Source organism: Streptomyces sp. NPDC059696 (assembly GCF_042733745.1).
In the GTDB taxonomy this organism is placed as follows: Bacteria; Actinomycetota; Actinomycetes; order Streptomycetales; family Streptomycetaceae; genus Streptomyces.
In genome coordinates, this window is sequence record NZ_JBHWFG010000011.1 from 219,112 (window position 1) to 234,827 (window position 15,716).

General features: G+C 73.0%; 11 protein-coding genes and 1 pseudogene. 3 read left to right on the forward strand and 9 right to left on the reverse strand.

Translation table 11 applies throughout. The annotated features are described in order from the left end of the window. Positions 1-49: 49 nt before the first annotated feature. A complete protein-coding gene (locus ACFV20_RS15325) occupies positions 50-499 on the forward strand; it encodes a VOC family protein (protein WP_385656440.1) in 450 nt (149 codons plus the stop codon). Positions 500-737: 238 nt separating this feature from the next. Here the strand turns inward: ACFV20_RS15325 and holA are convergent, their stop codons facing one another. The 9 genes and pseudogenes from holA to leuS form a co-directional block, all read right to left on the reverse strand. Further along, positions 738-1,727 carry a DNA polymerase III subunit delta gene (holA, locus tag ACFV20_RS15330; RefSeq protein WP_385656442.1) on the reverse strand — a complete coding sequence of 330 codons (990 nt, stop codon included), beginning with the start codon at positions 1,725-1,727 and terminating at the stop codon, positions 738-740. 296 nt (positions 1,728-2,023) lie between these two features. After that, positions 2,024-2,269 carry a hypothetical protein gene (locus tag ACFV20_RS15335; protein ID WP_385656443.1) on the reverse strand — a complete coding sequence of 82 codons (246 nt, stop codon included), beginning with the start codon at positions 2,267-2,269 and terminating at the stop codon, positions 2,024-2,026. A 50-nt stretch (positions 2,270-2,319) separates the two neighbouring features. Beyond that, a pseudogene (locus tag ACFV20_RS15340) lies at positions 2,320-2,565 on the reverse strand (PEGA domain-containing protein); the annotation flags it as partial. Beyond that, positions 2,555-3,385: an arylamine N-acetyltransferase gene (locus ACFV20_RS15345; RefSeq protein ID WP_385656445.1), complete on the reverse strand. Its 831-nt coding sequence runs from the start codon at positions 3,383-3,385 to the stop codon at positions 2,555-2,557. The pseudogene ACFV20_RS15340 and the gene ACFV20_RS15345, both read right to left, overlap by 11 nt. Positions 3,386-3,389: 4 nt before the next feature. Continuing rightward, a complete protein-coding gene (locus ACFV20_RS15350; protein WP_385656446.1) occupies positions 3,390-6,023 on the reverse strand; it encodes a ComEC/Rec2 family competence protein in 2,634 nt (877 codons plus the stop codon). Continuing rightward, entirely contained in the window at positions 6,020-7,357 is a 1,338-nt protein-coding gene (locus ACFV20_RS15355) for a helix-hairpin-helix domain-containing protein (RefSeq protein WP_385656447.1), read from the reverse strand. The genes ACFV20_RS15350 and ACFV20_RS15355 overlap by 4 nt, the downstream gene beginning before the upstream one ends. A gap of 119 nt (positions 7,358-7,476) precedes the next feature. Then, the gene (locus ACFV20_RS15360; RefSeq protein ID WP_385656449.1) at positions 7,477-8,322 is read right to left on the reverse strand and encodes a DegV family protein; all 846 of its coding nucleotides are present in this window, start codon (positions 8,320-8,322) and stop codon (positions 7,477-7,479) included. 72 nt (positions 8,323-8,394) lie between these two features. Next, positions 8,395-9,189: a hypothetical protein gene (locus ACFV20_RS15365; protein ID WP_385656450.1), complete on the reverse strand. Its 795-nt coding sequence runs from the start codon at positions 9,187-9,189 to the stop codon at positions 8,395-8,397. 138 nt (positions 9,190-9,327) lie between these two features. Then, positions 9,328-12,207 carry a leucine--tRNA ligase gene (leuS, locus tag ACFV20_RS15370; RefSeq protein ID WP_385656452.1) on the reverse strand — a complete coding sequence of 960 codons (2,880 nt, stop codon included), beginning with the start codon at positions 12,205-12,207 and terminating at the stop codon, positions 9,328-9,330. Between the two features lie 468 nt (positions 12,208-12,675). Between leuS and ACFV20_RS15375 the strand changes: the two genes are divergently transcribed. Beyond that, positions 12,676-13,941, forward strand: coding sequence for a cytochrome b/b6 domain-containing protein (locus ACFV20_RS15375; protein ID WP_385656454.1), 1,266 nt, complete (start codon positions 12,676-12,678; stop codon positions 13,939-13,941). After that, the gene (locus ACFV20_RS15380; RefSeq protein ID WP_385656456.1) at positions 13,938-15,548 is read left to right on the forward strand and encodes an NADH-ubiquinone oxidoreductase-F iron-sulfur binding region domain-containing protein; all 1,611 of its coding nucleotides are present in this window, start codon (positions 13,938-13,940) and stop codon (positions 15,546-15,548) included. Before ACFV20_RS15375 ends, ACFV20_RS15380 begins: the two co-directional genes overlap by 4 nt. Positions 15,549-15,716 lie beyond the last annotated feature (168 nt).

Consider the following 15,716-nt stretch of genomic DNA (forward strand, 5'->3'; position numbering starts at 1 on the left):
TCTCCTCTTCGGCAGGAGGAGGGCGACTCGATCACGGCACAGTGGAGAGATGGACGCACACGGCACCGCACACGGCACCGCACACACCACCGGCGCGCCGGTTCTGGTCGGCGCTGCGACCAGGCTCCCCGCCCAGGACCTGGAGCGGGCGCGGCGCTTCTACTCCGAGAAACTGGGCCTCGACCCTGTCGACGAACGCCCGGGTGGGCTGCTCTACCGGTGCGGCGGCGCGGAGTTCGTCCTGTTCCGGTCGACGGGGACCTCGCCCGGCACCTTCACGCAGATGGCCTTGGAGGTCGAGGACATCGAGGCGGCCGTGGCCGGGCTGAAGCGCCGCGGGGTGGTGTTCGAGGAGGTCGACGCCCCCGGCTTCCACACCCGGGACGGGATCGCCGAGGTCGAGGGCAACTACCCGAGCAAGGGCGCGCGGGGTGAACGCGGCGCCTGGTTCCACGACAGCGAGGGGAACCTGCTGGGGATGGGAGAGCCGGTCTTCTGAGCGACTCGATGCTCTCGGGCGGGGCCGCCGGGCATCGGGTGCCGGGCCGCCGAGCGGGGGACGGCGAGCTCGTGGTGGAGAACCGGGAGAGGAGAACCGGCAGAAGAGAACCGGCAGCGCTGGAGCATGCGACACGAGGGCCTGGGAGCCGCGCGTACAGCCACCCGGGGGGAGCCCCTTAGGCCCGGCCCACCCACCCGGGGGGAGCCTCAGGCCCGGCCCACCCACCCGGGGAGCCTTAGGCCCGGCCCCGGGAACGGGCCGCCCGGGCGATGGTGACCACGGCCTTCTCCAGGGCGTACTCGGGGTCGTCACCGCCGCCCTTCACCCCCGCGTCCGCCTCGGCCACGGCGCGCAGCGCGACCGACACCCCGTCCGGAGTCCAGCCCCGCATCTGCTGGCGCACCCGGTCGATCTTCCACGGTGGCATGCCCAGCTCCCGCGCCAGATCTGCCGGCCGCCCCCCGCGCGCGGACGACAGCTTCCCGATCGCCCGGACACCCTGCGCGAGCGCACTCGTGATCAGCACCGGCGCGACCCCGGTCGCCAGCGACCAGCGCAACGCCTCCAGGGCCTCCGCGGCCCGCCCCTCGACCGCCCGGTCGGCGACCGTGAAGCTCGACGCCTCGGCCCGTCCCGTGTAGTACCGCCCGACGACGGCCTCGTCGATCGTCCCCTCGATGTCCGCGACCAGCTGCGAGACCGCCGAGGCCAGCTCCCTCAGGTCGCTGCCGATCGCGTCGACCAGCGCCTGGCACGCCTCCGGCGTGGCAGACCGCCCCGCCGTCCTGAACTCACCCCGCACGAACGCCAGCCGGTCCGCCGGCTTCGTCATCTTCGGGCAGGCCACCTCGCGCGCGCCCGCCTTGCGCGCCGCGTCGAGCAGTCCCTTGCCCTTCGCCCCGCCGGCGTGCAGCAGCACGAGGGTGATCTCCTCGGCCGGAGCCCCGAGGTACGCCTTCACGTCCTTGATGGTGTCGGCGGACAGATCCTGCGCGTTGCGGACGACCACGACTTTGCGCTCCGCGAAGAGCGAGGGGCTCGTCAGCTCGGCGAGCGTGCCCGGCTGCAACTGGTCCGGGGTCAGGTCCCGTACGTCCGTGTCGGCGTCGGAGGCCTTCGCCGCGGCCACCACCTCCTGCACCGCGCGGTCGAGGAGCAGCTCTTCCTGGCCCACGGCGAGCGTCACCGGGGCGAGAGGGTCGTCATTCGCAGTCTTTCTGGCCATCGCCCCAAGCATCCCACGCACCACTGACAGCGGGTCCCGACGGACCGGGGCGTACGCGCACGGAAGGCATCCGGGGGCGCAGAGCACCGGGCGGGCGAGCGTGCCGGAAGGCCGGGCGGGCGGACATGCCCGAAGGCCGGGCGGGCGAGCACGCCGGAAGGCCGGGCGGACGGACATACCCGAAGGCCGGGCGGGCGAGCACGCCGGAAGGCCGGGCGGACGGACATACCCGAAGGCCGGGCGGGCGAGCACGCCGGAAGGCCGGTAGGGCGAGCGGGCCATGGCCTGCCGGGGGCCTACGGTTCCTCCCGCCAGCCCTCCCACTCACCGGCCAGCCGGTCCAGCTCGCCGGGGTCCAGCCGCTCGTCCTCGTCGCGCAGGACGACCAGCCACTGCGCGTCCTCGGCGTCGTCCTCCCCGGCCAGGGCGTCCCGCACCAGCTGCGGCTCCTCGACGACCCGGAACCGCTCCCGCAGCGCCTCCACGACCTCTTCCGCGGAGTCACGGTCGGGCAGCACCAGCACATGTCGCACATCACTCACGCCGGACATTGTCCGACACCGCGTCGCGGGCCGGCCGCTCAGCCCAGCCCCCAGTCACCGGCGTCGGGAAGCTCCGGCGGCCGGGCGACCTGCAGCGTCACGTCCCCGAGCGAGGCGAGCGTGTTCTCCGCGACCTGCGTCGTCGCCCGGTAGGGCCTGTACCCCTCCGCCGACACCGCGAGCCGGTACTCCCCCGCGGGCACCGTCGTCACGAACGACCCGTAAGGATCCGCCCCGCCGCTGACGACCGTGCGCCCGACGGCGTCCGTGACCGCGAACTGACGCCTACGCGGGATTCCGTGACACCGGCACCGTGTCGAGTTCGACCCCGAACCGCTCCCGGTACACCCCGAGCACCTCCTCGTCCGTCTCCAGTTCCCTCTCCTCCCGCGTCCCGTCGGCCGCGGTCACCGTGAACCGCCGTCCGCTGAGCGTGATCCGTCCCCCTTCCTCCGTCACCCGCGAGCAGACCAGCGACCGCGTGAAGTGCGACACCGACGACGTGCTGTGCCACCACGCCCCGGCCACGAAGTCGCCGAGCGCCCGCGGCCGCACCTCCAGGCGGTACTGCGGCCGGCCGTCCCGGAGCACGTCCAGGTCCGCCGCCTCGACCGTGCCGTGCCCACCGCGCACCCCGGCCGCGTCCGGCCCCGCCTCGACGATCCGGAACGTGCCTCCCGGGTCCTCCTGCTCCCCCCGCTCCCCGAACGCCAGCGGAAGGTGGCTGTGCGCCCCGAACCCCACGTCGGCCAGCCAGTCGCCCCCGTCCACCGTCCGCACCCGGAGCGCGAGATGGTCGTACGGGATCCCGAGCCGTCCCTCCTCCCCGTACACCCGCGCCGCCAGCAGCGCCACGTCGTACCCCAGTGCCGCGAGCAACGCCCCGAACGACCCGTTGAGTTCGTAGCAGAACCCGCCCCGCCGCGCGCCCACCACCTTGTCCAGCAGCCGCTTCTCCTCCAGCACGATCTCCTCGCCCAGATGGATCGAGAGGTTCTCGAACGGCACGGTCCGCAGGTGCCGCAGGTGCAGTTCGCGCAGCGCGTCGACCGTGGGCCACGCCGGGTGCTCGACTCCCAGTCGGCGCAGATAGGCATCAACCTGTGCTGAGTTCATGCCTTCAGTCTCGCGCCACCTTCAGCTCACCGCCCCCACCGGTGACCGCGAGCGCGCCGTCCCGGTCCGTCCGCAGCACCGCCGCGCCCCCGGCGCGCAGCGCCGCCACCGTGCCGGGCGCCGGATGCCCGTAGGAGTTGTCCGCACCGCAGGAGATGAGGGCCAGCCGCGGAGCGGCCCGGCGTATGAGGCCCGGGTCCTGGTACGCCGAGCCGTGGTGGGCGACCTTCAGCACGTCCACACCCTCCAGCGCCTCGGCCGCCGGCGAGCGTGCCAGGGCCCGTTGCGCCGGGGGCTCCAGGTCCCCGAGGAGGAGCAGCCGCAGTCCGGCCGTACGGACCAGCAGCGCGACGCTGGCGTCGTTCGGCCCTTCCGGCACCGGGTGGGCCGGAAGCACCCCCGCGGGCACACCGGGAAGCCCCGGAGGCGGCGAGCCGGGCGACGCGTCCGGCGGTGGGCTCGGGGGCGGCCAGACCACCTGCCAGGACAACTCCCCCGCCCGCCGCCGCTCCCCGACCGCTGCCGTGGTCACGGGAATCCGCCGCGCCGCCGCCAGCCTCCGCACGAACGCAGCCTGGTCGGCCGGTTCCTCGAAGCCCGTCGTCTCGATCGCGCCCACCGCCCGTCCCCTCAGCACCCCGGGCAGTCCCGCCACGTGATCGGCGTGGAAGTGCGTCAGCACGACCAGCGGGACCCTGCTGATGCCCAGCGAGCGCAGGCAATGGTCGACGAGCCGCGGGTCGGGTCCCGCGTCCACCACCACGCCGGCCCCCTCGCCCGCCGCGAGCACCAGGGCGTCACCCTGCCCCACGTCGCACATCACCAGCCGCCACCCCGGTGGCGGCCAGCCCGTGACCACCCGGGTCAACGGAGCCGGCTGCACCACCACCAGAGCCAGCACCACTGCGCACAGCCCACACCACCAGGGATGCCCGAGCAGCCGCCGCCCCACGAGCACCAGGGCCAGGATCACGGCGAGGAGCAGCGCCGCGCCCGCCCAACTGCCCGGCCAGTCCACCCCACCGCCCGGCAGCGCCGCCCCGCCCCGGGCGATCCGCGCGATCCACGAGGCGGGCCAGTGCGCACACCACGCCAGCGCCTTGGCCACCGGCATCGCCACCGGCGCCGCCGCCAGGGCCGCGAACCCCAGCACCGTCGCCGGCGCGATCGCGAACTCCGCGAGCAGGTTGCACGGCACCGCCACCAGACTCACCCGCGCCGACAGCACGGCGACGACGGGCGCGCACAGCGCCTGCGCTGCCGCGGCCGCACCCAGCGCCTCGGCCCACCTCGGCGGCACCCCGCGCCGCCGCAGCCCCGCACTCCAGCGCGGCGCGAGCGTGAGCAGCGCACCGGTCGCGACGACCGACAGCAGGAAGCCGTAACTGCGCGCCAGCCACGGGTCGTACAGCACCAGCAGCAGAACGGCCGTGGCCAGCGCCGGAATCATCGACCTCCGGCGGCCGGTCGCCAGGGCGAGCAAGGCCACCGCTCCGCAGGCCGCGGCCCGCACCACACTCGGGTCCGGTCTGCACACCACGACGAACCCGAGCGAGAGCACGCCCCCGAGCACCGCCGTCCCGCGCAGCGAGACACCGAGCCGCGGCGCGAGCCCCCGCCGCTCGACGTGCTGCGCCAGGCCCGGCGGCCCCAGGAGCAGGGCGAGGAGGATGGTGAAGTTCGCCCCGGATACCGCCAAGGTGTGGGTGAGGTCGGTTTCCTTGAAGGCCTCCTCCAGCTCCGGCGTGACCCGTGACGTGTCGCCGACCACCAGGCCCGGCAGCAGCGCCCGGGGATCCGCCGGCAGCCCGTCGGTCGCCTCCCGCAGCCCGGCACGCAACCGTCCGGCGAGCCGCTGCGGGCCCGAGGGCTCCCCCACCACATGTGGTTCGTCCGCGTCCCGCACCCGCAGTACTCCCGCGACCCGGTCGCCGCCGGTCATCGCGGGCGCCAGCCGCCCCGCGACCCGAAGCCGCGTCGACGGCAGCAGACCCAGCCACGGCGACCGACCGGGCCCGTCGGCCGCCCGGCCGGGCGGGGCCGGGTCCACGTCGACGATCACCAGCACGGGCGTCCGTGTGATCACCATGCTGCCGCCCGCCTCGTGGACGCGCCGCACGTCGGCGTCGATCAGCACGGCCGTCGGAGCCACGTGATCGCCCCTCACCCGCGGCCGGGTGAGCCGCGGATCGGACCTCACCTCGACCTCGGCGGCCACCGTCGCGTACGCCCGCGCCAGACCGGGCACGGGCCCGCGGCGCAGATCCGCCCCGTGCAGCCCGGCCGAGGCGGCCGCCGCGGCGACACACAGCAGCACGGCGGCGAGCGTGGCACGCGGCCAGGACCCGACCCGGCGCTGCGCGACCCGGTGCCACCTGGTCAAGGCCAGCATTCCCACGGCCGCCAGGCAGCCGATCACGAGGCCCACCGCCCACCTCGGCGATGTGCCCAGGACCAGCGCCGACGTACCCCAGGCCGCGAGGGCGGGCGGCACGAGCCGCAGGTCCGTGGGTCCTTCCTGGCGTGGCCGGGCGGTGCCGAGACGCGTGCCGGAGGACGCGTGCACGGACGACCGGGCGGGAGGCAAGGCGGCGGAGGCCTCGCCGGGTCGCGTGGCCGGGCCGGGAACGCTCCTCATGGCCGTACAAGGGCGCGCAGGTCGGCGAAACGGCGATCGCCGATGCCGTTCACCTCGCGCAGTTCGTCCACGGAACGGAAACCGCCGTGCTGGGTGCGGTAGTCGATGATGTGCTGCGCCAGCACCGGGCCCACGCCGGGCAGAGTGTCGAGTTGGTCCGCGGTGGCCGTGTTGAGGGAGACCGGAGCCGTCGCGGCGGCCGCCCCGCCCGCCGCGGCACCGGCGGCGCTTCCGGCGGCACCGGCCGGGCCACCGGGAGCCGTACCGCCCGTCCCCGGACCGCCGGCGGGAGCCGGTGCCCCGACGATGACCTGCTCGCCGTCCACGAGGAACCGGGCCCGGTTCAGCCCGTCGGTGTTCGTGCCCGGCTTCACCCCGCCCGCCGCGTGCAGCGCGTCCGCCACCCGCGAGCCCGGCGGCAGCCGGTGGATCCCCGGGTCCCTGACCTTGCCGCCGACGTCCACGACGATCTCGCCCGCCCCCGCCCCGGTCTTCACCGGCCCGGACGAGGCCCCGACGGACGTACCCGCGGCGCCCCGATCCCGCTGCTCACCGCCCGACCCGCTCTCCTGCCGCTCCCCGTACGGCACAGCCGCCCGCACCACCTCCGGCGGCTTCACGGACTGCGTCCGCCCCGTCCAGAAGTGCTGCACGGCGAAGGCCGCCGCAACCACGAGCACCACCGCCAGGGCCAGCACACTCCGTCGCTCCAGACCGCACCTGGTCTGCAACCACAGCGGCATGCGTTCCCACAGCGCCGACCCGGCCCGCTCCCGCCACACTCCCCCGGCGGGGCCGCCACCCCCGCCCACCGACTCGGAGAGGACGCCGCCAGGCTGAACGACATGCGGCTCGGGGCCTACGCCCACACGCTGAACGACGCTCGGCTCAGCGCAGACGCCCCCAGCCTGAACGACGCTCGGCTCAGCGCAGATGCCCTTAGCCTGAACCACAGTCGACTCCGAGCGGCTGCCCAAGGCATGCCCCCCGGCCTCCTCACCCCCGGCCTCCTGACCCCCGAACCGCGCCCCGCTCCCCTCGTCCTCGGCCCAGCCCGGGGGCCCCTGCCCCGACTCCCGGTGCCCCGGGGGCCGTTCGGCCGGCTCCATCGGCTCCGCCGGCTCGGCCGGTCCTGGGAACCCCGTCGGCCCGGTGCACCCGTCGAACAACACCCCCGCGCGCCGCCGCAGTTCCTCCGCGGAGGCCTGACGCTGCCGGGTCCGCCCGCGCGCTGCCGGCGGGCGTCGGTGAGGACGGACGCGCCCGTCGGACGCCGGACCACGGCCCGGCCCACTGGTCGCCGTCGCTGTGCGTGAACGTGATCGAAGTGCCATGCGACGAGGATCGGCCAACCCGGCACACTCGCGATGATCATGGTCGATTCCCGGGGACGACACCCCGGTTGGGGAAAACCCCGCCACTCACACGGGCGAACGCGGTCACACAGCAACGTTCACCGGGGCGAAACGACAACCCCCAGCAGACCGGGGCCCGTGTGCGCCCCGATCACCGCGCCGACCTCACTGACATGCAGATCGGCCAGCCCCGGCACCCGGGTCCGCAGTCGGTCGGCGAGAGCCGATGCCCGGTCCGGGGCGGCGAGATGGTGGACGGCGACATCGACCTGGGCACCGCCCGCACGGTCGGCCGCGATCTCCTCGAGGCGGGCGATCGCCTTGGACGCGGTCCGCACCTTTTCCAGCGGTTCGATACGGCCGTCGGCCAGTTGCAGCAGCGGCTTCACCGCGAGCGCCGAGCCCAGCAGCGCCTGCGCGGCACCGATACGCCCGCCGCGCCGCAGGTAGTCGAGGGTGTCGACGTAGAAGTAGGCGGAGGTGCCCGCGGCCCGCTTCTCCGCGGCGGCGACGGCCTCGTCGACCGTCCCTCCCGACTCCGCGACCTGCGCCGCGGAGAGCGCGCAGAAGCCGAGCGCCATCGCGATCATGCCCGTGTCGACCACCCGCACCGGAACCGGGGCCTGCCGCGCGGCCACGACGGCCGCGTCGTAGGTGCCGGAGAGTTCGGCGGAGAGGTGGAGGGAGACGATGCCGGTGGCGCCGGACTCTGCGACCTTGCGGTACGTCTCCTCGAAGAGCGCCGGAGCCGGCCGCGAGGTCGTGACAGAGCGCCGCTTCTGCAAAGCCTGGGCGAGGGCGCGGGTCGAGATCTCGGTGCCCTCCTCCAGCGCCCGGTCACCGAGGACCACGGTCAGGGGGACCGCCGTGATGCCGTGACGCTCCATCGTCCGGGCCGGCAGGTAGGCCGTTGAATCGGTGACGATCGCGACATGGCGGGACATGAGCTGGAGGTTACCTGCCGTAGCGCTCATGTGGCAGCCCGGCCCCCGCGGCCATCGGTGCGAGTGGCCGGATCAAGTGGTGCTCTCGGGGCGGGGCTTCTTCTGCCAGGGGTGGGTCAGCCGGGGCGCCGGCGGTGTGATGGCGGGCCGTGACGGTTCCTGCGCCGGGTCCGGCTGCGCGCCGTCCGGCCAGGTCTGCCCGGCCGTGCCGGCGTCGGCGGCGGGCGCCTCGGGCCACGGCGCGCTCGCGGGCGGCGGCGAGCCGGGCTGCCGGGAGGGCGCCGCCTGCTGCGCGGACGCGGCCTGCGCGGCCTGCGGCTCCGGCGCCGTCCAGTGCCGCAGCGCGCCGGACTCCACGTCGATCTGGGCGCTGAGGGTGTCCAGGTCGTCGTCGGCGAAGCGGCGGGCCCGGTCGCGGGCGGCCCAGCGCAGCGCGTCCGCGGAGTGCGTGACGCGTTCGGTGCGCTCGCGCAGCCCGGGCAGCCGCTCGGTGAGCGCGGCGCGGTCCGGCTCGGACTCCAGTCGCTTGAGCTCGTCGTCCAGCTCCCGCCCGTGCACGCTGAGCCGCTCGAAGAGGCCGAGGGACTCCTTCAGGGAGGCGTCCTCGGCGACGGCCGCGTGCAGGGCCTCCTGGGTGGCGCGCATCGAGGTGCGCAGCTTCAGTCTGAGCTGGGCGAGTTCACCCGCGGCGCCGGGCTGGGCGAAGGACTTGGCGCGCAGTGTGTGGTCCTCGACCGTGCGGCGGGCCTGGGTGATGCCACGGTCCACGCCGCGCTTGGCGGCGCCGACCGCCTTCACGGTGGCGTACGCCCCGAGCCCGAGAATGAGCACGAAGAGCAGGGCGAAGACTGCGATCACTGCTTCCACAAGGGCTCCTCCTCAGGACGTCACGGCGCCTCGCGTCGCTCTTCCACGGTAAACGCAACGGGCAGGTCCGGAGTTCCAGAAAAACCCCGAACCTGCCCGTAGGGGACCACCCCGAGAGCGGCCCGCACGCCCTGCCCGCTACGCCGGGACGATGTTCACCAGCTTCGGCGCGCGCACGATCACCTTCCGGATCCCCGCGCCGCCCAGCGCGGCGACGACCTTCTCGTCCGCCAGCGCGACCTTCTCCAGCTCGTCGTTGGAGATCGACGGCGCGACCTCCAGCCGCGCCTTGACCTTGCCCTTGATCTGCACGACACAGGTCACGGTCTCGTCGACCACGTACGCCGGGTCGGCCACCGGGAAGTCCCGGTGCACCACCGAGTCCGTGTGCCCCAGCTTGCGCCACAGCTCCTCGGCGATGTGCGGGGCCAGCGGCGCGACCATCAGCACCAGCGGCTCGGCCACCGAGCGCGGCACCGCGCCGCCCGCCTTGGTCAGGTGGTTGTTCAGCTCGGTGACCTTGGCGATGGCGGTGTTGAAGCGCATGCCCTCCAGGTCGCCGCGGACCCCGTCGATCGCCTTGTGCAGGGCGCGCAGCGTGTCCTCGTCCGGCTCGGCGTCGACCACGGTCACCTCGCCGGTGGCCTCGTCGACGATGTTGCGCCACAGCCGCTGCAGCAGGCGGAACTGGCCGACCACCGCGCGCGTGTCCCACGGCCGGGAGACGTCCAGCGGGCCCATGGCCATCTCGTACAGGCGCAGCGTGTCGGCTCCGTACTCGGCGCAGATCTCGTCCGGAGTGACCGCGTTCTTCAGGGACTTGCCCATCTTGCCCAGCAGCCGGGAGACCTTCTCGCCCTGGTAGTAGTACGCGCCGTCGCGCTCCTCCACCTCGGCGGCCGGCACGGCGATGCCCCTGCTGTCGCGGTAGACGTAGGCCTGGATCATGCCCTGGTTGAACAGCTTGTGGAACGGTTCGGCGGAGGAGACGTGCCCCAGGTCGAACAGGACCTTGGACCAGAAGCGCGCGTACAGCAGGTGCAGCACGGCGTGCTCGGCGCCGCCGACGTACAGGTCGACACCGCCGTGCGGCATGCCCTCGCGCGGGCCCATCCAGTACTGCTCGATCTCGGGGTCGACCAGCTTCTCGGAGTTGTGCGGGTCCAGGTAGCGCAGTTCGTACCAGCAGGAGCCGGCCCAGTTGGGCATGGTGTTGGTCTCGCGCCGGTAGGGGCGCGGGCCGCGGCCGTCGCCCAGGTCCAGCGTGACGTTGACCCAGTCCTCGTTGCGCGACAGCGGCGTCTCGGGCTGGGTGTCGGCGTCGTCCGGGTCGAAGGTGCGGGGGCTGTAGTCCTCGACCTCGGGCAGCTCCAGGGGCAGCATCGACTCGGGCAGCGCGTGGGCGATGCCGTCCTCGTCGTAGACGATCGGGAAGGGCTCGCCCCAGTAGCGCTGGCGGCTGAACAGCCAGTCGCGCAGCCGGAAGTTGACGGTGCCCTCGCCGACGCCGGCCCGCTCCAGCCACTCGGTGATGCGGGCCTTGGCCTCGGCGACGTCCAGGCCGTCCAGGCTGACCTGGCCGTTCGACGAGTTGATGATCTTCGCGTCGTACGACGAGAAGGCGTTCTCCCAGGTGGAGGTGTCGGTGCCGCGGCCGTCGGTCGGCTCGACGATGCAGTGGATCGGCAGCTCGAAGGCGCGCGCGAACTCGAAGTCGCGCTGGTCACCGGCCGGGACGGCCATGATCGCGCCGGTGCCGTAGCCCATCAGCACGTAGTCGGCGATGAAGACCGGGACCTGCTCGCCGTTGACCGGGTTGGTCGCATAGGCGCCGATGAAGACGCCGGTCTTGTCCTTGGCCTCCGCCTGGCGCTCCACGTCGGACTTGGACGCGGCCTGGGCGCGGTAGGCGGCGACGGCCTCGGCCGGGGTCGCGTGACCGCCGGTCCACACCTCGTGGGTGCCCTCCGGCCAGGCGGCCGGGGTGAACTTCTCGACCAGCGGGTGCTCGGGCGCCAGGACCATGTAGGTGGCGCCGAACAGGGTGTCCGGACGGGTGGTGAAGACCGTGATGCGCTCGCCGTCGATGGGGAAGTCGACGCGGGCGCCCTCGCTGCGGCCGATCCAGTTGCGCTGCTGCAGCTTGATGGCCTCGGGCCAGTCCAGCGCGTCCAGGTCCTCCAGCAGCCGGTCGGCGTAGGCGGTGATGCGCATGTTCCACTGGCGCAGCTTGGCCTTGAAGACCGGGAAGTTGCCGCGCTCGGAGCGGCCCTCGGCGGTGACCTCCTCGTTGGCCAGCACGGTGCCCAGCCCGGGGCACCAGTTGACGGGCGCGTCGGAGGCGTAGGCCAGCCGGAACTCGCCCAGGACGTCGGCCTTCTCCGCGGCGTTCAGCTCGCTCCACGCGCGCGTGTGCCCCGGTACGGGCCGCTCACCGGACTCGAACTCGGCGACCAGCTCGGCGATCGGGCGGGCCCGGCGGGCGTCGTGGTCGTACCAGGAGTTGAAGATCTGCAGGAAGATCCACTGGGTCCACTTGTAGTAGTCCGGGTCGATCGTGGCGAACGACCGGCGCTTGTCGTGGCCCAGGCCCAGCCGGCGCAGCTGGGCCTTCATGTTCTCCATGTTGGCCTCGGTGGACACGCGCGGGTGCGTGCCGGTCTGCACCGCGTACTGCTCGGCGGGCAGGCCGAAGGCGTCGAAGCCCAGGGTGTGCAGGACGTTGTGGCCGGTCATCCGCTGGAAGCGCGCGAAGACGTCGGTGGCGATGTAGCCCAGGGGATGACCGACGTGCAGGCCCGCACCGGAGGGGTACGGGAACATGTCCATGATGAACTTCTTGGGGCGGGCGACGATCTCCGGGTCACCGGCCAGGTCGCCCTTGGGGTTGGGCGCGGCGTAGGTGCCGTCGGCGTCCCAGAAGTCCTGCCAGCGTGCCTCGATCTCGGCAGCCATGGCGGCCGTGTAGCGGTGCGGCGCCGCCACCTCGGAGGTGGCGGCGGGGTTCGTCTCGCTCATGATCCTCAAAGCTCCATCGATCGTCTCTGCCGCGGGTGTCTGGTTCGAGAAACGAAAAATCCCCTCACACAGGAGGGGACGCCGCGCCGATGCCGGTCACTCGGTTTCTCCGGTGGCCGGTACTGATCAGCGCGGCCCGCTAAGCAGAAGGCGTACGGCACGCATGGCGCTAGGGTACCGCAGGCCCTCAGCACGCCGCGACGCACTTCCGACGGCCGTCACGGCACCCGAGAAGCTGAACCAAGGTCAATGGTTACTTCGCGTAACAGTCGCTAAGGGACATCGCCGCGGCCATATTGTCCTTTGATAACAGCGCAATAACTCAAACCTCGTACTGATCGGTATCACTCCGCTTAGAGTTCGGCAGCGGGACCGCTGCTTTCCCGAACCGCTCGGAGTTGCCCCCATGAACCCTCATCGCAGTACCACCTCCCTTCACCCGTTCAGCGGGACGTGGGGAGGCCTGTCGTGAACCCCTACGACTCCACGGCAGACGACTCGTTCGCCGAGTTCCTCAACTTCGGTGCGGGCGTGCTGTCCCTCGTGTGTCTGACGTGCTCGGTGATCTGGGGCCTGGTCGCCCAGGACCGGGTCCTCCTCGACACCCGCCGCCGCATCCTGGCGCAGGCCGTGCACCGGACCACGGCCGTCGCCTCGATCGTCTTCCTGCTGGTGCACATCGGCGTGAAGCTGGCGCTGGCCCACACCTCGTGGGTCGCGGCGGTGATCCCCTTCGGGCTGGTGTTCACCGACGACGAGCTGGTCGGGGGCAGGTCGTTCCTGATCGGCCTGGGCACTCTGGCGGGCATGCTCATGATCTTCGTGGGCATCACCGGTGTGCTGCGCAACCGCTTCGCGTCCCCCGCGCCCGTCGCGGCGCGCTGGCGGGCCATGCACATGCTGGCCTACCCGGCCTGGTGCGCCGCTCTGATCCACGGACTCTACGCGGGTCGCTCCGCCAAGCCGATCTTCGTCATCCTGTACGGCCTCTCCCTGGCCGGCGTGGCCGGAGCACTCGCCCTGCGCTCGGCTCCGCGCCAGGTCAAGCGCCGGGTCGCCGACAAGATCGCCTCGATGATCGGGGCCGGAGAGAGCCAGGCCCGCAGGGACCTGGAGGAGAGCCGCGCCCGGGCCGGCGGCGGCTCCGGACTGCCCGGCTACGAGAGCCGGGAGGCTCCCACGCGGTCCGCGGCGTCCCCGTCGGGACCGCTGTACGAGAAGGCCGAGCGCCCCGCGGCCAAGGAGCCGGCGAACGGCTTCGCCGCCGCCTACCGGGCCGTCTCGGGCCCGCCCCAGGGCCGGCAGGCCTTCGCGCCCGGGCCGACCACCAGCATGCAGCTCCCGCTGGACATGCAGCCCACCGAGACCATTCCGACCGTGGACGGCCCCTCCAGCACCTCGGGCAACTGGCCGATCCCGTCCCCGCCGCCGGTCGGCGAGGCCCCGCCGTCCGCCTACGACCCGCTCCAGGACACGGGCTTCAACATCCCGCCCTACGACCCCCTGCAGGACACCGGACAAAGCATCCCGGCCTACGGCAATCCAGGCGCCGCCGGTTACGGATCGAGTGACGTGTACGACACGGGTGAGACGAACGCCGCCTTCGACCCGTACTACCCGAACGACACGTACAACAGCGGTCCCGCCAATGAAACAAATCCCGGTGCGTCCTACGACTTCGACGCTCCGGGATCGGGCGAACCTTGGAACACGCCTTCCGGAGGCTTTAAGTGAACGAGGCCCTGCCCGACGTACCCGAAGTCCGCGTGGTCGGCCTTCCGCAGCTCACGTCGGGCTTCGACCTTGTCGATCGGCTCGATCTGCCCATGCACCTCAAGGTGCACGGGCCGCTCGAGCCGATGGGCGGCGAGCAGCTCGCTCAACTCGCCGAGCGCATCAACCTGAAGGGCCGCGGCGGCGCGGGCTTCCCCTTCCACAAGAAGCTGCGCTCGGTCGCCGAAGCGGCGATCAAGCGCGGCGTCCGGCCGGTCGTCGTCGTGAACGGAAGCGAGGACGAGCCGGCCTGCCGCAAGGACACGGTGCTGATCAACCGTGCCCCGCACCTCATCCTGGACGGCGCTCTGCTGTGCGCCGAGGCGCTGGGTGCCCGCACGCTCGTGGTGGGGGTCACCCGTGAGTCGACGCAGCGCTCCATGGAGGCGGCACTGTCCGAACGCGGCCTGAACAACGGCCGTCGTTCGGCGCTGCGCGCACGCGTCCAGCGCAATCCGGTCCGCATGGTCACCGGCGCCGCCGCGTCGCTGATCCGCTCGATCGACGGCGGCCCGGCCATCCCGCCGGGCCGCAAGGTCAGCGCCTCACAGAACGGCGTCGGCGGCGCGCCCACCCTGCTGTCCAACGCCGAGACCTTCGCCCAACTGGCGATCGCCGCCCGCATCGGCCCGGAGCGCTACGGCAACACCGGCCTGTACGACGAGCCGGGCACCGTGATGCTCACGGTCTCCGGCGCGGTCGCGCGCCCCATGGTGATCGAGGTCCCGACGGGCGTGCCGCTGCGCTACGTCCTGCAGCTGGCCGGCGCCCCGCCGGTGCCGCAGGGCGTGCTCACCGGCGGCTACCACGGCAAGTGGATCGACGCGGCGACGGTCAACGAGGCGATCGTCTCCCGCAACTCCCTGGACGCGGTGGGCGGCGCGCTAGGCGCCGGCGCGATCCTGCCGATCACTCAGGACACCTGCCCGCTGGGCGAGTCGCTGCGGGTGGCGCAGTGGCTGGCCGAGGAGAGCGCGGGCCAGTGCGGCCCCTGCTACCTCGGCCTGCCGGCCGCCGCGCGCGGCTTGGAGGACATCCTCAACGGCGGCGGGCCGGCCGCCCTGGAGGCGCTCAAGCAGGTCGCCAAGAACGTGAAGCGGCGCGGCGCGTGCTCGCACCCGGACGGCTCGGCGATGTTCCTGGAGTCGACCATCAAGGCGTTCACGGACGACCTGGCCGCCCATGTCCTCGGCAACGGCTGCGGACGGCCCGTGGAGGGCGTTCTGCCGCTCTTCGAGGGGGGCAGGGCCCCTACGGGCATCCCGGGCGGCGGCGAGTCCGAGGAGAACGGCCCGAGCCGCCAGAAGATCTACGTCGACTGGACCCTGTGCCGGGGCCACGGACTGTGCGCGGACATCCTCCCCGAGGTGTTCCAGCTGGGTGCCGACGGCTTCCCGACCGTGGCGCAGGCTCAGGTGCCGCGGTACGCCGAGGCGAAGGCCCTGCGCGCGGTGCGCCGCTGCCCGGCGCTGGCGCTGCGCCTCGAGGAGACGGGCCCGCAGGGTCCGCCGTCCCGCAACCTCCCGGTCCTCTCCCAGGGCCGCGGCCGCCGCGCTCTCGGCCGCTGAGCACCGCAACGGCGGGCTCCCTTCCGGGGGAGCCCGCCGTTCGCATACGCACGGACACGACACGAAGGCGGGCCATCCGATAGGATGGGCCGCCGTGTCCAAAGGCGGTGTCTTATAAAAAAATCCGAGCCCACCAGACCAGCGCACAAAGCGTATGACGGGTTGGTG